The organism is Flavobacterium sp. (genome assembly GCF_044377315.1).
GTDB lineage: Bacteria > Bacteroidota > Bacteroidia > Flavobacteriales > Flavobacteriaceae > Flavobacterium.
This window is the reverse complement of record NZ_JBILJG010000016.1, coordinates 1-23,918: the sequence shown is the minus strand read 5'-3', so window position 1 is coordinate 23,918 and position 23,918 is coordinate 1. Positions and strand designations below refer to the sequence as shown.

Genomic DNA, 23,918 nt, shown 5'->3' with positions numbered 1-23,918 from the left:
TCTTCGTGAGCTTTGTGCCTTCTTCGTGTTCTTCGTGGTTAAGTAGCTATTTGTTTTTCTAAATCTGAAATAATAGCTACCGCTTTATCGTAATCGTGATGAATTTCCTCGTTGGTTGATGGCGCATAGCGAGCAAATTCGCAACTTTCGCTGAGTTTTATAAATGACATAACCGTTTCTGGTGTTGCTTTTCGCGAAAGCAGAATTTCAGTGATTTTTTCTTTACTCATTTCAGAAGTTTCTATGTGTAATTTGGCTTTTAGGAAATTGTGTAAGGCTTTTTCTAGTGCAATATAAAACGGTTCTTTGTTGTTGATATGTTTTTTAGCTTCAGAAAGATATTTTTTGGCTAAAGCATTCGATTTTTTGATTCGGTTACCCACAATATCGCCATCTATTGCTTCTTTTTTCTTTTTGAATAAAACAATAGCCGGAATCAATAAAAACGGGAATATTAACAATCCATAATACAATCCTGAACCAAAAAAATCGAGTTGGTTTATGGATTGTAATTTGGTTTTCGATTTGATAAACTTAAATTGTTCGGTGGCCAAAATTTTATTTTTAGAAACAGTATTTGTTGAAGCAACATCATTTTGAGACGCCGTCGGACCATCCATAACATCAATCATAATTTCGGGTGAAGCAATTCTTTTATAGGAGTTTGTTCTTAAATCGAAATATGAAAAAGTCATCGGTTTTATAGGATATTTTCCTTTAAATTGTGGAATAATGGTATAAGAATCGATTATCGAACCTGTCATTCCAGAAAGTGGTGTTTGTACATTTTCACTATGAACTGGATCGTACATTTCGAATGAATTTGGTACAACTGGTTTAGGTAAATCGAATAGTTTTAGATTTCCTTTTCCAGTAACAGCGACTTTTAATTCTAATGATTCACCATTTTTCAAAGTTGTTTTAGAAGGTGTAACTTTAAACGAAAAATTTCCAACAGCACCCGAAAAATCTTCAGGTTTTCCAGATTCTGGCAATGGTTTTACAGTTACAACTCTGCTTGGTGCAGAAACACGTTTGCTATCTTCTACAACGTGAACTCGACCAAAAACATCGCGTCTGTTAGTTGGTAATTGCACGTCTAAATCTAATGATAAAGGTTCAATTTCTAGTTTTCCAGATTTTTGTGGATATAAAACAGTTTTTCTTAAAACAACATAACGGTAACGTTCGCCGTTGTATTTTCCTTCTTCGGCTACAAGTTCTTTAATATCAATATTTTGACTCCAAAAATTATTGTATTTTGGTTTGTTTAATTCTCTCCAATTTGAAATCCCAATGTTGTAGCTAAAGTACAATTTGTAAACAACAGTAATCGGTTCGTTTATATAAGGATTGGTTTTGGAAACTTCTGCTACAAGATGTAATGCATCATTAGCCGAAATTTGTGGCACATTATTAGGGTCTTTTGGTTGCTCAATTGCATTGGTAACATTAATTTTTACTGGATTGGTCTTGTAAATATGTCCATTAATTTCAACCGAAGCCTGTCGAATTGTAAGCGTTCCTTTTTGCAAAGGCAACAAATAATAGGAGTATGATTTTTGAAACGAACTTCTACCATTAATCCATGATTGACTAACTTGTTGACTTGGACCACCAACTACTCTGAAACCATCAAAGTTGGGCGGTGTAAAATTGTCTCCATCGTCATTCATTATAAAATCTACACGCAGTCTTTCGTTTAATCCCAAAGAATTTTTACTCACTTTAGTCTCAAATTGAATTTGCGCCAAAAGTGAGTTGGTTAACATTAATAATAAAAAAACTATTTTTCTCATTTTTATTCTATTATAAATTCCCCTTTGGGGTTAGGGGCTTACCAATCTTTTTCGTTTTGAACAGGTTTGCCTTTTACTTTTTTGCCGTTCATTTTTTCTTGCACTTTTTTCTCTTCATTATTTACAGCATCAAGCAAGTTTTCTAATCGTTCTTTAGATATTCCACCTGGTTTTGGTTTAGGTTGTGCTGGCTCGTCTTTTGGATTGCCATTATCTTTTTTATCATCGCCGTCTTTGTTGTCTTGTTTGTCTTTGTCTCCTTCGTTTTTATCGTCTTTCTTATCTTTATCACCGTCTTTTTTATCCTTGTCTTTGTCTTTGTTCTTGTCTTTATTTTTATCCTTGTTTTTGTCGTCTTTTGGAGGATTTTCTTTTAGCATTTTCTTTGCTAATGCATAATTGTAACGCGTTTGTTCGTCGGCCGGATTGTTTCGTAAGGCATTTTTATAGGCTTCAACAGCTTGCGAATAATTTTTTTCTTTCATAAAAGAATTTCCCAAGTTATAATAAGCTAAATGTTTTTCGGTATAAGTTTTTGCTTTTTCTAATGCTTTTGTGTAAGCATATTTGGCTTCTCCAGCTTGGTTTTGTCTGTAAATTGAGTTTCCAAGATTATAAGAAGCAACGGTTTTATTAGTAGCTTTTGATTGCGAAATTCTATAATTAGCTTCTGCTTCCGAATAGTTTTTGGCAACAAATTCTTCGTTTGCTTTAGGCAAAATTTTATCTTTTTCCTGCGAATTAACAGAAAAAGAAGCGACAAGAAACAGTAATAGAAAAATATTTTTCATTTATTCTTTTTCGTTAAATAAATTCAACTTTTGTATCCATTTTGTTTTTCTTTCTAAAAAGAAAATATCTAGAAACAACAAAGCAAATGCAATGCCAATAAACCACTGAAACTGCGATTGAAAATCGGCCATTTGTGTAGCTTCAAATTCTGTTTTTTCGATATTATTTAATGCTTTTTTTAAAAATTCGGTTACCTCTTTGGTGTTATTTCCATTGATGTAACTACCTTTTGTGTCTTTGGCAATTACGGTAAGCGATTCTTGATTTAATTTGGTAACAACCAATTCATTATTTTGATCTCTTTTAAAACTTTCAACAACACCATTATTTTTCAACGGAATTGGGCCTCCTTTTGCTGTTCCAACACCAATAGTTAGAATTTTTATTCCTTTTTTATTGGCTTCTTCGGCTGCTTCTTCGGCACCTTCAGAATGATCTTCACCATCCGAAATCATTATAATTAATTTACTGGTTTTATTTCCTTTATCAAAATAATCAGACGCTAATTGAATTGCTTCATCTAAAGATGTTCCGTGAGAAGAAACCATATCAGTATTCATACTTTGCAAGAACATTTTTGCCGAACTATAATCGGTTGTAATTGGTAAGACTGGAAACGCACTTCCAGCATACGCCACAATTCCTATTCGGTCGCCAGCAAGATTGTTGATAATTTGCGAAACCAACTGTTTGCTTTTTTCTAATCTATTAGGCGCCACGTCTTCGCAAAGCATACTTTTAGAAACATCGACTGCAAAAACAATATCGATTCCTTCACGCTTTACGGTTTCCATTTTGGTTCCAATTTTTGGATTTACCAAAGCCAAAATCAAACATGTTAGCGCCACTAAAAAAACTACAAACTTCAAAACAGTTTTAAATGTTGATTTTTCTGGACTCAATTTTTTTATTAAAGCCAAATCACCAAATTCTTGTTGCTTTTTTCTTTTCCAATATTGAATATACAAGAAAACCGCTACCAAAACTGGTAGTATGAATAGTAAATACAAATAACTTTTTTCTTCTAATTCGTACATCTTATTTTCTTAACCACTAAGCTCACAAAGTTTTACACTAAGTTCACAAAGATTTTTTTAAAATAGAACATAGTGAACTTTGTGCATTCCTAGTGTTCTTTGTGTTTAAATTTTTATATAAAACTTTTAAATAACGTATTTCTCAATGCAATTTCTAGTAATAATAAAATTCCAGCTAACCATACAAATGGTCTGAATTTTTCATCAAAATCGTAAAATTTTAATTCTTCAATTTCAGTTGTTTCTAGCTTGTTTATTTCTTCATAAATTTGTTCTAATTTTGAATTACTGGTTGCTCTAAAGTATTTTCCTTTTGTTTTTTTGGCAATGCTTCGCAATAATTTTTCATCAATTTCTACAGGCATCATTCTAAAAAGAAATTTCCCGTTTGTTGCAATTGCATAAGGAAATTCGGCTGTTCCGTTGGTTCCAATTCCAATTGTATATACTTTAACACCATATTGTTCGGCAATATCTGATGCAGTTTCTGGCTCAATAAATCCTGCATTGTTTACGCCATCTGTTAGCAAAATGATGATTTTACTTTTGGCTTTACTGTCTTTTAATCGGTTGATAGCCGTTGTCAAACCCATTCCAATTCCAGTTCCGTCTTGCAAAACATTATCATATTTTATACTTTTTATAGCCTCTAAAATTATAGCTTTATCACTCGTTACAGGCGTTTTTGTATAAGCTTCTGCTGCATAAACAACCAATCCGATACGGTCGTTAGGTCGATTTTCTACAAACGTTTGAGCAACATCTTTTAATGCTTCCATTCGGTTGGGTTTCAAATCTTTTGCAAGCATACTTCCTGAAACGTCAACAGCCATTACAATATCAATTCCTTTTGTTGTTTTGGTTTGATTGCTTACATTAACTGTTCTTGGTCTTGCCATTGCAACTATTAACGAACTCAAAGCAAGTAATCGAAGTATGAACAAAACAGGTTTAAGTTTAGCTAAAAAAGAATTTTGACCTTGAAATCCTTTCAAAGAACTTATTTTCAATGTGGCTGATTGCTGATTTCTTTTCCAAAAAAACCAAGCAATAGCTATTGGAATTAACAGAAATAACCAAAAAAAGCCTGGATTTAAAAATGTAATTCCGTTCATTATTCGTTAATTTTAGTTAGTTCAACCGAATTTAAGACTCTTTTTGCAATGATTTCAGCATATTGCTCCTCATTTTCATACATGATAATAATTTGTTGCAAACCTCCATTTTGATTAAAAATGAGTGTTTCATAATGCATTTTTTCGCTTTTAGTTTTATCTAAAGGATTTGACATAGATAAAGAACCTGTTCCTCGAATTCCGTTAACGCCCTGCGGAGTTGAAAATTCTTCAGGTTTAACTAAAATATTAATTGCGCCTCGTGCTTCCATCATTTGAATAGAACCGTCTAAAACTTTATTCAAATCTATTTCGCCTTCTTGTTTGTATTTGAATGTTGAAAGAGATAAAAAGAAATTATCCAACATACTTCCGTATGTGAACGTTTGCATTTCTTTAGTAAGCGCTAAACCTTCTTTTGGCAATGAAGCCGAAACGTCTGTTCGCTTTAAAACTTTTGGTGTTTCAATTTTGATAGCAGGATTTCCGTATTCACTGTAAACCCATTCGCCTTCGACCAATTCTTTTGTTGGATGCCCAAGTAAGGAGTCTTTTACAAAGTCAACACCTTTAGTCAAAACTAGTGTAATTATAGTAATAAAAAGAATGCCAATAACTATAAATACTGACCAAAAAACACGTTTTGATTTCTTTACTTTGAGTAGTTTTTCCTTTTGTAATTCATCCAAAGCACTTTCTCCTTCTTCAATTTTAACTTCTGGAATTGATTTGTGAATAGTGATTATGGAATTTTGAATTCGGTTTTTATCTTCTTCAATTTCAAAATCTAGCGGTTTTGATTTGGCAAATTTTACTAAATCGGCTTGTTTAAGCACTCTTTCAAGATTGGCTAATGTTTCCTTTGAAAGTTTTAATTTCTTTTGATTGGCAACCTTTCTTAATGCATTAATAAGTTCAGAAGTGGTGCTTTCCATTGCTGGCACTTGAATTTCTTCTTCAATGTAATTTCTAGTAATATCTGTTAATTCAGAATAGTACGTTTTTATTTCGCCTTTTTGCCACAATTGTTTGGTTTCCAAAATTTTGATTAATGAAGTTGCTTTTTCAATTGGCGTTTTATAAACGATTTCTTCTAATTTTTTTGCTTGTCTTTTTTTGATAAAATAATACACCAAAAATCCTAATCCGATGATTAATAAAAATCCTAATAAGTATTTCCACCAATTGCCGATGCCACTTTCTGCAGGAATAATATCTTTGATGTCATGCATTTTTTGTTTTAATGTATCAACGGCAACATTATTGACTTCAACTGCAATGCTATCTGAAAAAACAGTTTTATTATTGATTAAAACAGGAATTCTAGGCACTACATATTTTCCAGAATCAAATTGTGTCAAACCATATTTTTTAATCAATTCGTAAACATTGTCTTTTTTTATGGTATCAATTGGATACGAACGAATAACTTCTAGATTTCCAAAATTTTTAGCATTTGAAAAAGTAACTTTTGAAGCTGTATCAACTGTTGTTTTGAGTGTTAATTTGAATTCAGCGCCAATTTTATTTTTAGTAGTATCAATAGAAGTGGTAACTTTTTGTGCAAAAAGCGATGTTGATAGCAGAAAAAATAATATGTATAGTTTAGTTTTCATTTTTTGAATATGCTTATTAAGTATTAGCGGGATTTAAAATAACCTAATAATTTTGTAACATAACTTTCGTCAACTCTTGTATTTACAGTTCCTGAACCTGATTTTCTAAACGTTTCTTTAAAATAGTTTACTTTATCTTGGTAATATTTTTCATAATTCAATCGAACTGATTTCGAACTTGTATCAACCAAAACAGTTTGTCCAGTTTCAGCATCTAACATTGAAACCATTCCAACATTTGGCATTTTTTCTTCACGAATATCGTACACTCTAATTCCAGTAATATCGTGTTTTTTGGAAGCAATTTTCAATGTGTTTTCATATTCTTCGGTCATAAAATCAGAAATTAGGAATACAATTGCTTTCTTTTTTTGTGTTCCCGAAAGAAATTTTAATGCTTGTGAAACATCGGTTTGTTTGCTTTTTGGTTCAAATTCAATTAACTCTCTAATGATTCTTAATACATGCGAACGCCCTTTTTTAGGCGGAATATATAGTTCAGTTTCATCAGAAAACAAGATTAACCCAATTTTATCATTATTTTGAGTAGCAGAAAATGCTAATGTTGCAGCAATTTCGGTAACGATTTCTTTTTTATACTGATTTTTAGAACCAAAATTTTCAGAACCACTAACATCAACCATTAATAACATGGTTAGTTCTCTTTCTTCTTCAAATATTTTGATGTAAGGTTCATTATATCTAGCTGTTACATTCCAATCAATAGCTCTAATATCATCACCGTATTGGTATTGGCGAACTTCGCTAAAAGTCATCCCACGACCTTTAAAAGACGTATGGTATTCACCCGAAAAGATATGATCGCTCAATCTTCGGGTTTTGATTTCAATTTTACGAACTTTTTTGAGTAACTCTTTTGTATCCATCTTCACTAGTTTTCAGTTGCAGTTTTCAGTCGCATCAATTCAGCAGTATTTGACTGCCAACTGTGACTGTATACTGTAAACTAAATTAAGGTACTTCAATCTCATTAACAATTTTGTTGATAATATCAACAGATGTAATGTTTTCGGCTTCGGCTTCGTAGGTTATACCTATTCTATGACGTAAAACATCGTGAACTACTGCACGAACATCTTCCGGAATTACATAACCACGGCGTTTTATGAAAGCATAGCATTTTGCAGCTGTTGCCAAATTGATACTTCCACGAGGAGAAGCTCCAAATCCAATAAGTGGTTTAAGGTTTTCTAATCTATATTTTTCAGGATAACGCGTTGCAAAAATGATATCTAGAATGTATTTTTCAATTTTTTCATCCATATAAACTTCACGAACGGCTTCTTGCGCGCGCAAAATTTGTTCAACAGAAATAACTGCGTTTACTTTGTCGTAACTGCCTTTTAAATTTTGGCGAATTACCATTCTTTCTTCGTCCATTTTTGGGTAGTCAATAACCGTTTTTAGCATAAAACGATCGACTTGCGCTTCTGGCAAAGGATAAGTTCCTTCTTGCTCAATAGGATTTTGAGTGGCTAGAACTAAAAAAGGTTTGTCTAATTTGAAAGTTGTATCGCCAATAGTAACTTGTTTTTCCTGCATAGCTTCTAATAATGCTGATTGCACTTTGGCTGGAGCACGGTTTATCTCATCGGCAAGCACGAAATTGGCAAAAATTGGACCTTTTTTGATAGAAAACTCATTTTGTTTGATGTTATAAATCATCGTCCCTACAACATCGGCCGGCAATAAATCGGGAGTAAACTGAATTCTACTAAAAGAACCTTGAACCGCTTGCGAAAGTGTATTGATGGCTAACGTTTTTGCTAATCCAGGAACACCCTCTAGTAAAATATGTCCTTGTCCTAATAGTCCAATGAGTAATCGCTCGATCATGTGTTTTTGTCCCACAATTACTTTATTCATTTCCATGTTAAGAAGCTCTATAAAAGCACTTTCTCTTTCAATTTTTTCATTAATGGCTCTAATATCTAGAGTCGAACTGTTTTCTTCCATTTTGATGTTATTGTTACTTAGAATGGGTTATTATTTTTAATAGTGCAAATTGAATTTTTTTTTACTAGTAAGATGTTAAAAAATGGTTAAAACTTGAACGATAAAATAGACTTTAAGTGTGATTTATGATTTTCTTTTTATAATTTTAAGAACTTTATCAAAATAGCTCGTACTACTACCTTTTTTAAAATTATTTATTTTACTATGATGAATACAACTTCGTTATCAAAAATTGCTGCTGGAACTATGAAATGGGGCGTTTGGGACAAAAACCTGGGAGTTTCTGAAATGGTACATATGATAAATATTTGTGTTGAAAATAAAATTTCAACTTTTGACCATGCCGACATATATGGCGGATATACTACAGAAGCACAATTTGGAAAAGCTTTTACAGAAAGCAAAGTTTCTCGAGAAAGAATTCAATTAATTTCAAAATGTGGTATTCAGCATACAGATGGAAGACCAAATAACATCAAACACTATAATTTTTCAAAAGAGTACATTATTTGGTCTGTTGAAAATTCGTTAAAAAATCTTCAAACTGACTTTTTAGACGTTTTGTTACTTCATAGACCAAGTCCGCTTATGATTGCTGATGAAATTGCTGAAGCTGTTGAAAAATTGAAATCTGATGGAAAGATTATTGATTTTGGACTTTCTAACTTTACCAGTTCTCAAACCTCATTAATTAGCCAAAAAACGAAAGTAAACTATAATCAAATTCAATTTTCTGCAACACATCATCAAGCAATGCTTAACGGAAGTTTAGATTATATGCAAACGCACAATATAAGACCAATGTCATGGAATCCCCTTGGAACCGTTTTTAGAGAAGATATTGAACAAACACGTCGATTAAAAAAATTATTGCTTCAATTAGTTTCAAAATACGGTGTTGGTTCTGATACCATTTTATTAGCTTGGGTTTTAAAACATCCTGCCAATGTAATTCCCGTTGCTGGAACGGTTAATGTTGCTAGAATTCAAGCATTAATGAAAGCCACTACATTGCAAATGGAAACAGAAGATTGGTTTGCCATTTGGACAGAAAGTATGGGAAATAGAGTTCCTTAGAAATACTAGTAATTAGTAATAACTAATCACTTAAAAAAATGATTAACAAGCGGTTATTGATTAAGAATTTACTTGCTCACAACGATGAGTGCAGTTTTTATGATAAAAAACGGCAGTTAAATCTTCATTCTCGCGAAGGTAAAGCTAAGTTTCTTAAACATATTTGTGCTTTATCAAATTCTAATCCGACCAATAACTCTTATATAATTGTTGGCATCGAAGATCAAGATAACCAAATTGTCGGGGATGATTTTTTTGACGATAGTCGTATTCAGAATCTTGTTAATGCCTTTTTAGAGAATCCACCTAAGATTCAGTACGAAAATGTACCTTTTCCTAATCTTCCTAAAGACAAAGTTATTGGTCTAGTCACTATTAGGCCTAAAAATAAAATATCTTTTTTTAAAAAAGGGATTCATACTATTGTTGCCAAAACAATTTTTATAAGAATTGGTAGTAATACTGTTCCAGTTGAAGGTTCATTTGAAAAAAATCGTCAAAACACAGAAACTGTTATTGGAATAGAAAATAATTCAAGAAATAGCATTGGTTATACGCTTGATGGTGTAATTGATTTTGTAAATAACAGACACAAAGATTTTTTCCCTAAATATAAAGTTTTTAAAGAATTGTTTGTTATTTGTTGGGCTGGAATTCAAAAAAGAGTTCGCGACAAAACGTATTTATCGAGAGTTGATATTGAATTAATTAACGAACAGATTAAGTTGTTTTATTCTACACAAGATGTTGTTGAGATTCTGTTTGATGAAAATTCTTTTACTATTTTAGAATATGTTCAGCTTGGGTTAAATGATAAAACTAGTTATTATTTACTTGAAAAAGTGACAATCCGTTTTTTTGACAATGGTTATTATAAAATGGAAACCGAAATGTTATTTGAACCACCAGAATATAGCCGAAAAATGCTTTTTCATATTTATAATACTAATTTAGCTTTATTGACAAAACTTCAAAAGCAAACCTTGTTAAGTGCTCACGATGAAAAAGATTTATTGAACTTACCTTCTACACTTATGATTTGTTATTTAAACGGTTTTGAAGAAGCTAAACAAAAATTAATTGATGCAAAACCATTACTTAAATCTTTTCAAAATCCAGATGTTTTTATCTGCTTTAAAGATGTAATGCGTATCTTAAGAAAGATGAAATATAGCGCTTTAAATGATTAATTAGTATTTGTTTACATAAAAAATTTAACAAAAAAACCAAGTATAACTTGGCTTTTTTTATCTAAAATAATAAATAACTATGTTATTACTAAATATTTCCTCTTGCCTGATAAAATAGTTTGTCTTGTTAAAACGGCTATTGAATTGGTAATGATTGGGCTTGTTTTGTTTATTGTGTTTGACGCGCTATAAACAACTCCGTCTCCATTGTTTTGTTTGTTTACAGTCATAATCCAAAAATCATCATAGTATTGACCGTTTATGTTTGATGCATACATTTGTCTAGCATCGTTAAAGCTGTCGTGTTTACTTACATATACATATCTATAATTGTTTATCGGATTGATAAAATAATCTGCAAACATTCCTTTTCTTTTCAATTTAGAAACAAATTTTGTTGCATTTGAATGTACCGCAAATACATTTACGATAATATAATAACCTTCTGGTTGAGATGAAATAAGTACTGCTGGACTTTCAATAGGCGAAACTCTTGTTTTTGATTTTACAACTGTTTGAGAAGTCAACGATGTGTTTTGAGTTACAGATTCAATTTTAGGTTTAATTGCATCTACAGTAGTGGTTGTTTTTGTTTTAGCTTTTTCACCGGCTGTCACAACGTTTTTCTTAATCTCTTTTACTGGTTCAACTTTAGCTACAACTATTTCAGATTTGATTTCTTTAACAGGTTCTTTTATTTCAGTTGTTTTAACTTCTTTTACTGGATTTACTGCTGCAATTGTTTCCTTTTTAATAACAGTTGGTTCAGTTACTTTAGTTGCAGCAATTTCTTTTACAATTGGTTTTTCTACAATAGCTACTTCAGGGTTATCTACTTTTAATGTTTCTTTTGGTTCAATTTTTTCTGTTGAAGTAATTAGTTCTTCATTTGCTTTAGGCAATTCTTTTGGTTGAATTACTTCTACGTCAAAAGCGTTGAAGAATACAAAATATCTATCTCCAGTTGTTTTAAGCTTTATAGTTGCGTCTGTTGTATTGTTTCCTATAATTGTGTTGTCGAAATTATCAATATTCATTATAAAAGAATCATAACCTAAAGTGTTTTTACTTGCTGGTTTTCTTGTTTCAAAATATTTTCCTTCTATTGAAATTGAGCTATTAAATATGTTTGCTCTCTCTCTAAGAGGGTTTTGCAATTGAGTAAATTCTGTATTTTCTGCAGCTTTAAATTGTAATTGGTCTCCTTTAAGATTCAAATCTCCTTCTAATGCTGCACAAGCAATTTTTGCTTTCACTTCACCGTTAGGCAATGTTTGAAAACCAGTAATATTTATTTCTGTTGGTTTGTCAGTAACACCAGCAAAACCATCATAAGTTGTAATAAATTTACCTGACATTTCTTCATCTTCATAGACAAAAAAGATACTCCAACCGCCAGAAACACCACCGCTTATTTTACCTTGTGTTGCTTTAATATTTGCAATTGTATAGGTTCCTGTTGGGTCTTTTAAGTTTTTTACCATGTTTGTAACATCTGCATACATTGCGTAAGGGGCACTTTCTTTAAATTTTGGGTCTTTTATTCCGTCAAAAAGCATTTCCCCTTTTATAGATGTGTAAGTATCTTGATTGGGTAATTTAATTTTTATTTCATCAAATGATTCTCTTTTTGGATCAACTGCTTTAAATTTATTTTCTTTTTTACTTATTCCGCTATTGTATAGGTAAGTTGCTGACCAATATAAACCAGCATAAACAATTTTTTTGTTTAATGGATTGTTTAGGTACAAATCCGCACTACTTGATGAAAAGGTAGATTTATCAGTATCAATATCAGTGTATAGCATCATAAATTCATCATTTAGCTCGCCTTGGTAAGCTCTACTGTCGTGAGGTGAATTTGAATCGTTGTTATAGTCTACCCTGTTAACTATATTATTTGCAATCATGGTCATATCGCCTTTAACATAACCTTGATGTCTTATCTTAAAAGGAACTGCCAGCTGTGAAAAGCCTATTGATGAAGTTAAAATTGCAATTGCAACTAGAAAACTTTTTTTACTACTTTTCTTAAATGAATTTTCCATAATTAAAACATTAAATTGTTATTATAAACCTAGTTTTTGATTTGATTGTTGACGTAAAATTATACGAATTGTTTATACGAATAGCATTCAAAAATTTAAAAACTCCTTTAAATTGTCAATTTCAACGTCAAAACACCATTAAAAATTAGTTATTAACAAAAAAAAATTATTGTTAAAAAATTTTATATGTATTAAAATACACAAAAGATTATAAATGTTACTTTTTATAATTGTGTTTAAAACCTAGATTTAATTTTCAACATAAAATGTTAATTACTTTTTATCATTTTAGTTTACTATTTTTTCAACTAGTTTTAAATCAATTAATTATAAATGATTATATGAATTAAAACTAAATATAAATTATTTCTTTTATTTTATTCCAACTTTAGTTTTTTTCCAAAACACAGCCGTTTTTAATCCGAACTTTTCAGTCTTAGCCATTTTTTTTAAAAAACCTTAGTTTCATTTTGAAAAAAAGTATAAAAACCTATAAAATTTGTTAGTAAAATTTAATAAAGAAATATTATTCTTACTTTTATTCTTTTGTTTTTGATATAAATTTGCATGTTTGTTTTTTACAAATCAATTATTTTTAAAGCGAATCATTAATAATGTATGATCAAAAAGAGTATGCAACAAAGAGTTTTAGTTATAGGTGATATTCACGGTGGTTTGTTGGCTTTACAAGAAATTTTGTCAAATGCAAATGTTGGCAGCAATGACAAGTTGATTTTTTTAGGTGATTATGTAGATGGCTGGAGTCATTCGCCACAAGTGCTTGATTTTTTAATAAATCTTCAAGAAAAACAACAATGTATTTTCATAAGAGGAAATCACGATCAATTATTGTTAGATTGGTTGGAAAAAAGTAAAACCAACTTTAACGAAGAAATGTGGTTTAAACATGGAGGTGAAGCAACGGTTAAGGCATACAATTTGATTTCGGCTGTAAAACGACAAGTTCATGTTGAATTTCTAAAATCGTTACAAAACTATTATATAGATAATCAAAATAGATTATTTGTTCATGCAGGCTTTACCAATTTAAACGGAGTAGCTTTTGAGTATTTTCCTGAACTATTTTATTGGGATAGAACTTTATGGGAAACAGCTTTGTGTCTTGATACAACTATTGATACTTCAAGTGCATACTATCCTAAAAGATTTTCAAATTATAAAGAAATATTTATTGGACATACACCTGTTACTAAGATTAATGAAACAAAACCATTGAAGTATGCTAACGTTTGGAATGTTGATACCGGAGCCGCTTTTTGTGGCTCATTAACCATAATGGATGTTGATTCTAAAGAATACTGGCAAAGTAAACCATTAAATTTATTGTATCCAGACGAAAAAGGCAGAAATTAAGAAGAACTTATTATCTTTGATAAAATTTTTAAAACAAAATAAAGATGAAAAAAATTATTACTTTATTAGTTTTGTTAGCATTAAGTTTTGTTAACGCCCAATCGTTTAAAGGGAAAGGTGATTTTAAATTTCAAGTAGGTGCTCATATACCCGAAAAAGCAACAGGCATTCATATAACGGGCGATTATGGTGTAGGAGAAAACATTTCGATTGGTGTTGAAACATCATATTTAATGGGGTTTTCAGCTGGTATTAAAGCTTCTGATGTTAAATTTGGTGATAAAATAGACGTTAGAGCAAGATTTAATGCTAACATTGGAAATGTAATCAATATTGATAAAAAACTTGATATTTACCCTGGATTAAGCCTAGGTATTCATAATTTTAGCGGTCATTTAGGAGCAAGATATTTCTTTTCTGATGGATTTGGGGTTTATACAGAGTTACAAACGCAATTGGCTCAATATAAATCAACTGATGAAAGATTTTTTGTAGCTAATGTTGGCGTTTCATTTAATTTATAAAAATTTATAAATAGCACAAAATCACGGATTAAGCCTTACATTTAATCCGTGATTTTCTTTTTAAAACAAAATACTAATGAGTATAGATAAAAAATTACACGAAAGAAGCGGTTCAAAATGTGAGTTATGTGGTAGCCCAGATGATTTAAAAATTTATTTAACCAAAGAAGAAGCAATGTCGGTTGACAACTCCGTTTTGGTTTGTACAACTTGTAAAAATCAAATTGAAAATGTAACAACTACTGATCCAAATCACTGGCGTTGCCTTTCTGATAGTATGTGGAATGAAAACAAAACAGTTCAAGTAGTTGCCTGGAGAATGTTAAATAGACTAAGAGCTGAAGGTTGGCCACAAGATTTGCTAGATATGATGTATCTTGATGACGAAACGTTGGTTTGGGCTGCGGCAACTGGCGAAGGCGAAGATGAAGAAGGGAAAATTATTCATAAAGATTCAAACGGAAATATCCTTAAAGATGGCGATTCTGTAGTTTTAATAAAAGATTTGGATGTAAAAGGGGCCAACTTTACCGCTAAACGAGGAGCTGCCGTTCACAATATCAAATTAGTTTGGGATAATGATGAACAAATAGAGGGTAGAGTAGATGGACAACATATTGTTATTTTGACGCAGTATGTGAAGAAGACAAAATAATTAGGTATATTGAAAAATAAAAAAGTGATTAGCCAATAATGACTAATCACTTTTTTACTCTTCACTAATTACTAAAATTTTACAAGTCAAATTTAATTCCTTGTGCTAAAGGTAAACTTGTTGTGTAATTGATTGTATTTGTTTGTCTTCGCATATACACTTTCCATGCATCGGAACCAGATTCTCTTCCGCCGCCAGTTTCTTTTTCTCCACCAAATGCACCACCAATTTCTGCTCCAGAAGTTCCAATATTTACATTTGCAATTCCACAATCAGAACCTGCAACTGATAAGAATGCTTCAGCTTCACGAAGATTGTTGGTCATAATTGCAGAAGACAAACCTTGTGCAACACCATTTTGAATAGCAATTGCATCGTGAACATCGCCTGTGTATTTAAGTAAATAAAGAACAGGTGCAAACGTTTCGTGCTGTACAATTTCGAATGAATTAGTTGCTTCGGCAATCGCTGGTTTTACATAACAACCACTTTCATAACCTTCACCAGAAAGAACGCCGCCTTCAACTAGAATTTTTCCGCCTTCGGCAACTACTTTTTCTAATGCTTTGTTGTACATTTCAACTGCGTGCGTATCAATAAGTGGTCCAACATGATTGTTTTGATCTAATGGATTTCCAATTCTTAATTGATTGTAGGCAGAAGTTACAGCATCTTTTACTTTATCATAAATGCTTTCGTGAATAATTAAACGACGTGTTGAGGTACAACGTTGACCAGCTGTTCCAACTGCGCCAAAAACGGCTCCGATAACAGTCATTTTAATATCTGCATCTGGTGTTACAATAATTGCATTGTTTCCACCTAGTTCTAAAAGTGAATTTCCTAAACGAGCCGCACAAGCCTGAGCAACAATTTTACCCATTCTAGTTGAGCCAGTAGCAGAAACTAAAGGAACACGTTTGTCGTGTGTCATCATTTCACCTACTTTATAGTCACCATTTATCAAACATGAAATTCCTTCTGGAAGATTGTTTTCTTTTAAAACTTCGGCAATGATGTTTTGACAAGCAATTCCACATAAAGGTGTTTTTTCAGATGGTTTCCAAACGCAAACATCTCCACAAATCCATGCTAATGCTGTATTCCATGCCCAAACGGCAACTGGAAAGTTGAAGGCAGAAATGATTCCAACTATTCCAAGTGGATGGTATTGCTCATACATTCTGTGTCCAGGACGTTCAGAGTGCATTGTCAAACCGTGTAATTGACGAGAAAGACCAACAGCAAAATCGCAAATGTCAATCATTTCTTGAACTTCACCATAACCTTCTTGCAATGATTTTCCCATTTCGTAGGAAACTAATTTGCCAAGTGGTTCTTTGTATTTTCTAAGTTTTTCTCCAAACTGGCGTACAATTTCTCCACGTTTTGGAGCTGGCATTAAACGAAATGTTTTGAATGCTTCGGTCGCAGTTTGCATTACTTTTTCGTAATCTTCGGCCGTTGTTGTTCTTACTTTTGCAATAAGTTGTCCATCTACTGGCGAATAACTTTCTAGAATAGCACCATTAGAAAAGTGATTGTTTCCTGTAGAAGTTCCTTCGTTTATGGCTTTTACACCTAGAATTTCTAATGCTTCGGTCATGCCGAATTGTTGAGCAATTGTTGACATTATATGTTTTTTATGTTTGTTTTTTAAATTTTATACAAAAATAGTAGTTTATTTTGAATATACAGCAATCTAGCCCAGAGTACCTCACAGAGATATTGATTTTCAGAGGAGTTCGATGAACACAAAGTGTTTGGAACGGCATCCTTTTTAGCCCGATTTTTTTCGGGGTAAAAAGATAGAGTGGATAGCTGGATAAAGCTCCTAAAAAAATTACTTTTTATCTACAAATTTCGGATTAGTTTCCATTATAGTTCCACATTTTTTACATGTTCTTTTTTCTTCTGAATTGTAATATTCTTTAAAATAGGAAAGAAAATCTTTTTCAATATTATGCAATTCAAAATAGACTTCGTGCAATTTGTGATTGCAATTATCGCAAAACCAAAGCAAACCATCTTTTAAGCCTAAATTTTCTCTTTTTCTTTCGATAACCAAACCTATAGAATTTTCGGTTCGCGATGGAGAATGCGGCAATTTTGCTGGTAATAGAAACATATCGCCAGCGGAAAGAGTCATAGCTTTCTTTTTGCCATTTTCTTGAATGTAAACTGTTATTTCACCTTCTAATTGATAGAATAACTCTTCGGTTTCATTATAATGATAATCTTTTCGGGCATTTGGACCACCAACAATCATTACAATATAGTCGCCAGAATCAATATAAAGATTTTTATTGGCAACAGGAGGAATAAGAAGATGTTTGTTTTCTTCTATCCATTTGGGTAGGTTGAAAGGTTTTTGAATTGACATAAAAGTATTTTTTACGAAATTACTAAAAAATAAAAAGGCTGGCATAAACCAACCTTTTAAAAACTATTTTACTTCTTTAATAAGATATACATAAACCGGAAAGTGATCGCTAAAACCTTCTTCATTTGCAGAGTGTCTGAGCGGATAACCTTTATATTGTCCAGTTGTTTGTATCATATAAGGCTTGTTGTAAATTCCAGCTTTCCAATATTTAAAAGAAGTAGGTTCGTCATTTACCAATCGTTCACTTACCATAATTTGATCAAAAATATCTCCAGAATCTCTATAAAAAAGAGAGGCGTGTCCATCTTTTGCCATTTGTTCAAATGGGTTGTAAATATCTCCTGCTGATTGTAGTTCCGTTTTTTTCAGTTTGGCACCAATTTCAACTTTTACGCTTTTGTTATAGGCGCCATCATTCAAGTCACCCATTGTAATTATTTTTGCGTTAGGATTAATTTTCACTAACGAATCCATGATTTTTCTATTGAGAGCACCAGCAGCTTCTCTAAAAGGCGAGCTTTTTTTCTCTCCGCCAGAACGTGATGGCCAGTGATTAACAATAATATTTATTTCTTCACCATCTAGAAAACCCGTTACTAATAATTGGTCTCTTGTGTAAACTCTTTTTGAAGAAAGATCTTCTGCAATAGCGTCATCCGTAACTTCTTCTTTTTCTTCTTTTTTTGAATTTTTTTGTTCGTCTTTATATATATATAAAGGTACATTAGTATAACTAGTTAAGGTAAAGTTTTTCTTTTTGTATAAAAGGCCAACATCAATACCTCTTTTGTCGGGCGAATCAAAATGAACAACGCCATATTGTTTATCAATAAGTAGCGGTTCTTTTACCAAATCTTCAAGAACTCCTCTATTTTCTACTTCACAAACACCCAAGAATGTTGGAGATTCTTTTTGTTGGTCATTTGTTCCAATTTCGGCAATGACTCTTGCCATATTTTGAAGCTTTCTTTTATATTTTGCGCCCGTCCAATTTTGTGATCCATTGGGCAACCATTCCTCGTCGTTGTTTGGATTGTTAATTGTGTCAAACAAGTTTTCTAGATTATAAAACGCAACGGTATGAATTTTATATTTTTTAGCTTGTGCGTTTGCGTCTTGTATTGCGAATAAAACAATCAAAAAGGCAATAAGTTTAGTAATTCTCATATATTAGATATTATTATACTGTAAAGTTATTTACAAATTCTTTGCCAAAAGTATATAATATTATTAAAAGATGTACATTTGTCCCGTTAAGAAATTAATTCTTGACAAAAAAAATGTAAATTAATTTTATTCTATTTATGAAAAAACTTGTTATTAGTACAATATTTGTAATGCAAGTGTTATTTGTTTTTGCCCAAACAGGAACGGGAGTTTCAGGAAAAGTTTTGGATTCTAAAACACAAAAACCTTTACAAAATGTAGTTACATCCATTCAAAACACAAATTTAACAGAAATCACTGATGCTAACGGAAAATTTGTTTTTAAAAACGTAAGTATTGGAAATCAATTATTACAAATTAGAAGCCAAGGTTACAAAGATCAATTATTTCAAATTGAAATAGTTGCAGGAAAAATGATTGATGTCGGAATCATTGTTTTAGATATTGATCAAACAGAAGAGCAACAATTGAGTTTAATAACTATTACCGAAAGTGATTTAGGAGATGATAATAGTGGATCTGAAAACACTGCAGGTTTATTGCAGGCAACTAGAGACGCTTTTCAACAAGCAGCTGCTTTTAATTGGGGTCAAGCTCGATTTAGAATTCGTGGTTTAGATAATGAAAATGCAACAACTATGATAAACGGTGTTGCAATGAATAAAATTTATGATGGAAGACCTCAATGGGGTAATTGGGGAGGATTAAATGATGCTACAAGAAATCAAGAGTTTACAATGGGTTCTGCGCCTTCAGATTATACATTTGGTGGGATTTTAGGGACACAAGAAATAAATACACGTGCTTCAATATATAGACCTGGTTCAAGAATATCCTTTTCTGGAACAAACACAAATTATAGCTGGAGAACAATGGGAACTCATGCATCTGGGATGAATTCAAAAGGTTGGGCTTTTGTTGTTTCTGCTTCAAGAAGATGGGCACAAGAAGGTTATTTTGAAGGCACAGATTATAGTGCAAATTCTGTTTTTGCTAGTGTTGAGAAAAAAATTAACAATAGGCATTCCTTAAACTTTACTTCAATATACGCTGAAAATAGCAGAGGTAAAAATTCTCCAAATAGTGATGAGGTAGTTGGAATAGCAGGGTTTAAGTATAACTCATATTGGGGTTGGCAAGATGGTAAAAAAAGAAATTCAAGAGACAAAGATTTAATTGAACCAATATTAATGTTAAATCATTATTGGAAAATTACCGATAAGACCACTATTACATCTGGTGTTACACATCAATTTGGAAAAATTGGTAATAGTAGACTAGATAATCAAGGTGCTGATAATCCTGACCCTATTTATTATAGAAATCTACCAAGTTACTATACTTCTTTGTGGAATCAAGACGATTACACTGACTTTCAAGGCGATGATCCAGCAAATATAGCTCTAGCAGCAGATGCTAAATTTTTGAAAAACAGACAATTAAACTGGAATGAAATATATAACACTAATTTATCTACTGCAGATGGTCATAGTGCTTATATTTTGTATGAAGATCGTACAGATGATAAAATTTGGATTGCAAATACAGTAATTAATTCACAATTAGCTGACAACATTATACTTAATGCTGGAGGAACTTTTAAAACTTTAAGTTCTCACAATTTTGCTAATTTACTTGATTTATTAGGAGGTAAGTATTATGAAGATTACGATAATTTCCAAACTGGAGACGAACAACAATCTGATCTAAATAATCCAGGGAGAACAATTGGTGTTGGTGAAAAATTCGCATATAATTACAAATTATTAGCTAATACTTATGATGCTTTTACACAATTTAAGTTTACTTATAAAAAAGCTGATTTTTATTTAGCTCAAACCTACACTAAAAATCAATATCAAAGAGAAGGATTATATAAAAACGGATTGTATCCAACTAATTCTTTTGGAAAAAGTGACAAACTAACTTTCGAGAATTTTGGTTTTAAAGGAGGTTTAACATATAAAATATCTGGTAGACAATATCTAAACTTTAACGGAGCTTACTTAACAAAAGCACCATCTTTAAGAAATGTATATCCTAATGCAAGATTGAATAATAATATAACTAATGGTATTTCATCTGAAAACATTTCGAGCGTTGATGCAAGTTATATTATTAGAACTCCTAAATTTAAATCAAGATTAACAGCTTACATGTCTACTATCAAAAATGCTACTGAAACCTCTTTCTTCTTTGGAGAAGGTATTTTTGATGATGATGGTGGAGATGGTGGAGATGCTTTTGTTGCCGAAACAGTTACAAATATTGAAAAAAGAAATATCGGTGCTGAATTAGGAATGGAATATCAAATTACTTCAACAATAAAATTAACTGCAAATGCTGCATATGGCGAGTACACATATGGGAACAATCCAAATGTGGCTCTTAATAATGATAATTTAGCATCACCAACTAATACTAATCCTTCAATAGATTTTGGAACTGCAAAACTAAAAGGATATAGACTTTCCGGAGGGCCACAAACTGCGGCTTCCTTTGGTGTTGAGTATCGTGACCCAAAATTTTGGTGGGTAGGTGCTAACATTAATTATTTAGCCAATAATTATTTGGATGTTTCGGCTCTTTTAAGAACTGATAATTTTTTCAAAAATCCATTAGATAATGAAGGATTAGGTTTTCCAGAGGCTACTGAGGAAAGAGCGAAAGAACTACTTAAGCAAAAACAATTTGATAATTTTAGTTTGCTTAATTTGACAGGAGGAAAATCATGGAAAATTGGAGCTCAAACTTTTGGATTCTTCGCTTCTATTAATAATGTTTTAGATGAAATCTATAAGACTGGAGGTTTTGAACAAGCAAGAAACGCTAATTTTAGAGAGTTAAATCAAGATGTGTCTAGTGGAACTCCTGCTTTTGCTCCTAGATATTTTTATGGATATGGCAGAACTTATTTTGTTAACTTATATATTAACTTTTAATTTAAATGTTATGAAAAATTTAAAATTTATTATTTTTGGATTAATTTCTCTTGTGTCAATTACTGCATGTTCTCCAGAAGAGGATATCAAAAACCCTGAATTTTCTTCTTTTGATTTATTTGAAGATTTTACTTCTAATTCTACAGATGGAGATCCAATTAATTTAAACGGTTGGAAAAATATTGCAGAAGTTGGAACAGTAAAATGGAATCAAGGAATATATTTTTCTGATAAATACGCCGAGTTTTCTGGTTATCTATCAGGTCAGGCTGTTAATATTGGTTGGTTGATTTCTCCAAAAACAGCTATCAATTCTAATACAAAAATTGCTTTTGATGTTGCTCAGGCATATGTATCCACTTATTCTAATTCACTTGAACTATTAGTTTCCGAAGACTTTGATGGTACAAATGTAACAACAGCAACGTGGAATAAAGTCGAATTTATTCAACCTTCATTGGATTATGATTTAAGATTTGATTTCTTTAGTTCTGGTCTAGTTGATCTTTCTAGTTATGCTGGTAAACAAGTTTATATTGCTTTTAAGGTAAAAGGTTCTGGAACAAATACATCTCTTGATGGAACTTATGAAATTGACAATGTAAGAATCGTTAACAAAGACTAATTTAAAAACTATGAAAAATATATTTCTAAAATCAATACTTTCTCTATTTGCAATCGCTACTTTAATGTCAAGCTGTGTAAACAGTGATACCTACGGCGTACCCGAAAACATATTACAGACATATGAGTTGACACCAACAAAAACAGTTGCTCAAATTGCGGCTTTAAACACTTCATCAACTCCAGTTCAAATAACTGGTGATGAAGTTATTGAAGCTTATGTAACATCAAGTGATGAAAAAGGAAATTTTTATAAATCAATTTCTTTTCAAGATTTCAAAAACACATCAACTACAATTAAAGGATTTAGCGTTCCAGTAAATATTACTACACTTTATGGAAAAGGATTTAATCCTGGTAGAAAAATATACATAAATCTAAAAGGTCTTTATATAGCTAAAATATATGGTTCAACGCAGATTGGATATTTATATGAAGGTTCAATTGGTAGAATACCTGAAAATGTCTGGCAAAATCATTTGTTTCCATCTGCAACTGTTGTTTCTGAAAGTGAATTAGTTAGAGAAATGACAGTATCAACTGCCTTTGATGATGTTTTTCAAAATACCTTGATAGACTTAAAGCCTGTTCAATTTGAAGAGACTTCTTTAAATAGAACATTTTATGATGTTGATTCTGGTGGAGGTGCTACAAATCATGCAATTGTTGCAACAACTGGTGGGTCAAGTAGAATTTTAAGAATTAGTAGTTTTGCGCCTTTTTCTGGGAATAAAGTTCCTAACGGAAGCGGAACAATACGTGGAGTTTTAACTAAATATGATACTAATTTTCAGTTTATGATTCGTTATCAGAATGATATAAAGCTTTCAAATCCAAGAATTATTCCACCTTCTAATCCACTTGGTGGCAATGCACTTGTTTTTGGAGGAACTCTAAGCGAAAACTTTACACCATACTCAGTTGGTACAAATACTTTTACTAAATATCTTAATGACTATACAATTGGTGGAAGATATTGGGCTATCAAAAGTTTTTCATCCAATAGCTATATTGAAATGACAGCCTTTGGAGGTGGTGGCGTTACAGCAAAGTCTTATTTTATGGTCCCTGTTGATTTTACAACTGCTTCAACATTCACATTTAAAAAATTAGCAAGATTTTTTAATGGAGCAGTTTTAAAAGTATTTTATGTAAAAAGTGAAAATTTTACACCTGGTTTTCTTGATGTGAAAAAATTTACTGAAATTACTTCAAGTTTCACTATTTCATATCCAGCCAATGGGTCATCTGAAAGTTCATTCAATAGTGCAGATATTTATACCATACCTGCTAATTTAACTGGTAATGGTTATTTTGTTTTTGAATATTCTGGAACACCTACATTAACAACTACAATGCAAATAGACGACATTGTAATAAACTAAGAATTAATTCAAAGTATACAAAAAACCCCGTTTCAATGAACATGCCCCAAAAAGTTAGACACTATTTGGGGCATTTTTATGAAAAAAAAAAGAAGTTTTACATCAGAATTTAAAGTTGAACAAGTTTTAAAGTATACCCGCCATCATCAATCTTATTGTTCTATTTCAAAAGAAATTGGTATTGATAAATCTGTAGTTAGAAGATGGGTT

General features: G+C 31.6%; 19 protein-coding genes. 8 read left to right on the top strand and 11 right to left on the bottom strand.

What is annotated here, in order from left to right; translation table 11 throughout:
• Positions 1–38: 38 nt before the first annotated feature.
• The 7 genes from ACIQ66_RS06605 to ACIQ66_RS06575 form a co-directional block, all read right to left on the bottom strand.
• Entirely contained in the window at positions 39–1,799 is a 1,761-nt protein-coding gene (locus ACIQ66_RS06605; protein WP_396212005.1) for a BatD family protein, read from the bottom strand.
• A gap of 38 nt (positions 1,800–1,837) precedes the next feature.
• Positions 1,838–2,590 (bottom strand): tetratricopeptide repeat protein, encoded by a 753-nt coding sequence (locus tag ACIQ66_RS06600; protein ID WP_396212003.1) that lies wholly within the window; start codon positions 2,588–2,590, stop codon positions 1,838–1,840.
• Entirely contained in the window at positions 2,591–3,628 is a 1,038-nt protein-coding gene (locus ACIQ66_RS06595; RefSeq protein ID WP_396212002.1) for a VWA domain-containing protein, read from the bottom strand.
• A gap of 113 nt (positions 3,629–3,741) precedes the next feature.
• A complete protein-coding gene (locus ACIQ66_RS06590) occupies positions 3,742–4,743 on the bottom strand; it encodes a VWA domain-containing protein (protein WP_396212001.1) in 1,002 nt (333 codons plus the stop codon).
• Entirely contained in the window at positions 4,743–6,359 is a 1,617-nt protein-coding gene (locus tag ACIQ66_RS06585) for a hypothetical protein (protein ID WP_396212000.1), read from the bottom strand. The genes ACIQ66_RS06590 and ACIQ66_RS06585 overlap by 1 nt, the downstream gene beginning before the upstream one ends.
• A 23-nt stretch (positions 6,360–6,382) precedes the next feature.
• On the bottom strand, positions 6,383–7,246 hold the full coding sequence (locus tag ACIQ66_RS06580) for a DUF58 domain-containing protein (RefSeq protein WP_396211999.1): 864 nt from the start codon (positions 7,244–7,246) through the stop codon (positions 6,383–6,385).
• Between the two features lie 85 nt (positions 7,247–7,331).
• Entirely contained in the window at positions 7,332–8,336 is a 1,005-nt protein-coding gene (locus tag ACIQ66_RS06575) for an AAA family ATPase (RefSeq protein WP_396211998.1), read from the bottom strand.
• Positions 8,337–8,543: 207 nt separating this feature from the next.
• On the opposite strand from ACIQ66_RS06575, the gene ACIQ66_RS06570 reads away from it, so the two are divergent.
• Positions 8,544–9,413 carry an aldo/keto reductase family oxidoreductase gene (locus ACIQ66_RS06570; RefSeq protein WP_396212032.1) on the top strand — a complete coding sequence of 290 codons (870 nt, stop codon included), beginning with the start codon at positions 8,544–8,546 and terminating at the stop codon, positions 9,411–9,413.
• A 38-nt stretch (positions 9,414–9,451) separates the two neighbouring features.
• Positions 9,452–10,603, top strand: a complete 1,152-nt coding sequence (locus tag ACIQ66_RS06565; protein ID WP_396211997.1) for an ATP-binding protein — start codon at positions 9,452–9,454, stop codon at positions 10,601–10,603.
• Between the two features lie 77 nt (positions 10,604–10,680).
• Here the strand turns inward: ACIQ66_RS06565 and ACIQ66_RS06560 are convergent, their stop codons facing one another.
• Positions 10,681–12,651 (bottom strand): SPOR domain-containing protein, encoded by a 1,971-nt coding sequence (locus ACIQ66_RS06560; RefSeq protein ID WP_396211996.1) that lies wholly within the window; start codon positions 12,649–12,651, stop codon positions 10,681–10,683.
• 633 nt (positions 12,652–13,284) lie between these two features.
• On the opposite strand from ACIQ66_RS06560, the gene ACIQ66_RS06555 reads away from it, so the two are divergent.
• The 3 genes from ACIQ66_RS06555 to ACIQ66_RS06545 all read left to right on the top strand — a co-directional run bounded on the left by ACIQ66_RS06555 (position 13,285) and on the right by ACIQ66_RS06545 (position 15,204).
• Positions 13,285–14,025 carry a metallophosphoesterase family protein gene (locus tag ACIQ66_RS06555; protein ID WP_396211995.1) on the top strand — a complete coding sequence of 247 codons (741 nt, stop codon included), beginning with the start codon at positions 13,285–13,287 and terminating at the stop codon, positions 14,023–14,025.
• A 44-nt stretch (positions 14,026–14,069) separates the two neighbouring features.
• Positions 14,070–14,549 carry a DUF6646 family protein gene (locus tag ACIQ66_RS06550; RefSeq protein WP_396211994.1) on the top strand — a complete coding sequence of 160 codons (480 nt, stop codon included), beginning with the start codon at positions 14,070–14,072 and terminating at the stop codon, positions 14,547–14,549.
• 76 nt (positions 14,550–14,625) lie between these two features.
• Positions 14,626–15,204: a PhnA domain-containing protein gene (locus ACIQ66_RS06545; RefSeq protein ID WP_396211993.1), complete on the top strand. Its 579-nt coding sequence runs from the start codon at positions 14,626–14,628 to the stop codon at positions 15,202–15,204.
• A gap of 79 nt (positions 15,205–15,283) precedes the next feature.
• Here ACIQ66_RS06545 and ACIQ66_RS06540 read toward each other — a convergent pair whose 3' ends face one another.
• The 3 genes from ACIQ66_RS06540 to ACIQ66_RS06530 form a co-directional block, all read right to left on the bottom strand.
• Positions 15,284–16,837, bottom strand: coding sequence for an aldehyde dehydrogenase family protein (locus ACIQ66_RS06540; RefSeq protein WP_396211992.1), 1,554 nt, complete (start codon positions 16,835–16,837; stop codon positions 15,284–15,286).
• Between the two features lie 210 nt (positions 16,838–17,047).
• A complete protein-coding gene (locus ACIQ66_RS06535) occupies positions 17,048–17,587 on the bottom strand; it encodes a 3-hydroxyanthranilate 3,4-dioxygenase (RefSeq protein ID WP_396211991.1) in 540 nt (179 codons plus the stop codon).
• A gap of 63 nt (positions 17,588–17,650) precedes the next feature.
• Entirely contained in the window at positions 17,651–18,757 is a 1,107-nt protein-coding gene (locus tag ACIQ66_RS06530) for an endonuclease/exonuclease/phosphatase family protein (RefSeq protein ID WP_396211990.1), read from the bottom strand.
• 137 nt (positions 18,758–18,894) lie between these two features.
• Between ACIQ66_RS06530 and ACIQ66_RS06525 the strand changes: the two genes are divergently transcribed.
• From ACIQ66_RS06525 to ACIQ66_RS06515, 3 genes are read left to right on the top strand one after another with little or no spacing between them, the layout of a single operon-like run.
• Complete coding sequence (locus ACIQ66_RS06525; protein ID WP_396211989.1) at positions 18,895–21,699, top strand: carboxypeptidase-like regulatory domain-containing protein; 2,805 nt, start codon at positions 18,895–18,897, stop codon at positions 21,697–21,699.
• Positions 21,700–21,709: 10 nt separating this feature from the next.
• The gene (locus ACIQ66_RS06520) at positions 21,710–22,324 is read left to right on the top strand and encodes a choice-of-anchor J domain-containing protein (protein WP_396211988.1); all 615 of its coding nucleotides are present in this window, start codon (positions 21,710–21,712) and stop codon (positions 22,322–22,324) included.
• A 10-nt stretch (positions 22,325–22,334) separates the two neighbouring features.
• Positions 22,335–23,708 carry a DUF5689 domain-containing protein gene (locus ACIQ66_RS06515; RefSeq protein ID WP_396211987.1) on the top strand — a complete coding sequence of 458 codons (1,374 nt, stop codon included), beginning with the start codon at positions 22,335–22,337 and terminating at the stop codon, positions 23,706–23,708.
• The last annotated feature ends 210 nt before the right edge of the window (positions 23,709–23,918 follow it).

Bases quoted from the DNA above. Each gene is read 5' to 3' on its own strand.
- ACIQ66_RS06605 (WP_396212005.1), bottom strand. From the start codon at position 1,799: ATGAGAAAAATAGTTTTTTTATTATTAATGTTAACCAACTCACTTTTG.
- ACIQ66_RS06600 (WP_396212003.1), bottom strand. From the start codon at position 2,590: ATGAAAAATATTTTTCTATTACTGTTTCTTGTCGCTTCTTTTTCTGTT.
- ACIQ66_RS06595 (WP_396212002.1), bottom strand. From the start codon at position 3,628: ATGTACGAATTAGAAGAAAAAAGTTATTTGTATTTACTATTCATACTA.
- ACIQ66_RS06590 (WP_396212001.1), bottom strand. From the start codon at position 4,743: ATGAACGGAATTACATTTTTAAATCCAGGCTTTTTTTGGTTATTTCTG.
- ACIQ66_RS06585 (WP_396212000.1), bottom strand. From the start codon at position 6,359: ATGAAAACTAAACTATACATATTATTTTTTCTGCTATCAACATCGCTT.
- ACIQ66_RS06580 (WP_396211999.1), bottom strand. From the start codon at position 7,246: ATGGATACAAAAGAGTTACTCAAAAAAGTTCGTAAAATTGAAATCAAA.
- ACIQ66_RS06575 (WP_396211998.1), bottom strand. From the start codon at position 8,336: ATGGAAGAAAACAGTTCGACTCTAGATATTAGAGCCATTAATGAAAAA.
- ACIQ66_RS06570 (WP_396212032.1), top strand. From the start codon at position 8,544: ATGAATACAACTTCGTTATCAAAAATTGCTGCTGGAACTATGAAATGG.
- ACIQ66_RS06565 (WP_396211997.1), top strand. From the start codon at position 9,452: ATGATTAACAAGCGGTTATTGATTAAGAATTTACTTGCTCACAACGAT.
- ACIQ66_RS06560 (WP_396211996.1), bottom strand. From the start codon at position 12,651: ATGGAAAATTCATTTAAGAAAAGTAGTAAAAAAAGTTTTCTAGTTGCA.
- ACIQ66_RS06555 (WP_396211995.1), top strand. From the start codon at position 13,285: ATGCAACAAAGAGTTTTAGTTATAGGTGATATTCACGGTGGTTTGTTG.
- ACIQ66_RS06550 (WP_396211994.1), top strand. From the start codon at position 14,070: ATGAAAAAAATTATTACTTTATTAGTTTTGTTAGCATTAAGTTTTGTT.
- ACIQ66_RS06545 (WP_396211993.1), top strand. From the start codon at position 14,626: ATGAGTATAGATAAAAAATTACACGAAAGAAGCGGTTCAAAATGTGAG.
- ACIQ66_RS06540 (WP_396211992.1), bottom strand. From the start codon at position 16,837: ATGTCAACAATTGCTCAACAATTCGGCATGACCGAAGCATTAGAAATT.
- ACIQ66_RS06535 (WP_396211991.1), bottom strand. From the start codon at position 17,587: ATGTCAATTCAAAAACCTTTCAACCTACCCAAATGGATAGAAGAAAAC.
- ACIQ66_RS06530 (WP_396211990.1), bottom strand. From the start codon at position 18,757: ATGAGAATTACTAAACTTATTGCCTTTTTGATTGTTTTATTCGCAATA.
- ACIQ66_RS06525 (WP_396211989.1), top strand. From the start codon at position 18,895: ATGAAAAAACTTGTTATTAGTACAATATTTGTAATGCAAGTGTTATTT.
- ACIQ66_RS06520 (WP_396211988.1), top strand. From the start codon at position 21,710: ATGAAAAATTTAAAATTTATTATTTTTGGATTAATTTCTCTTGTGTCA.
- ACIQ66_RS06515 (WP_396211987.1), top strand. From the start codon at position 22,335: ATGAAAAATATATTTCTAAAATCAATACTTTCTCTATTTGCAATCGCT.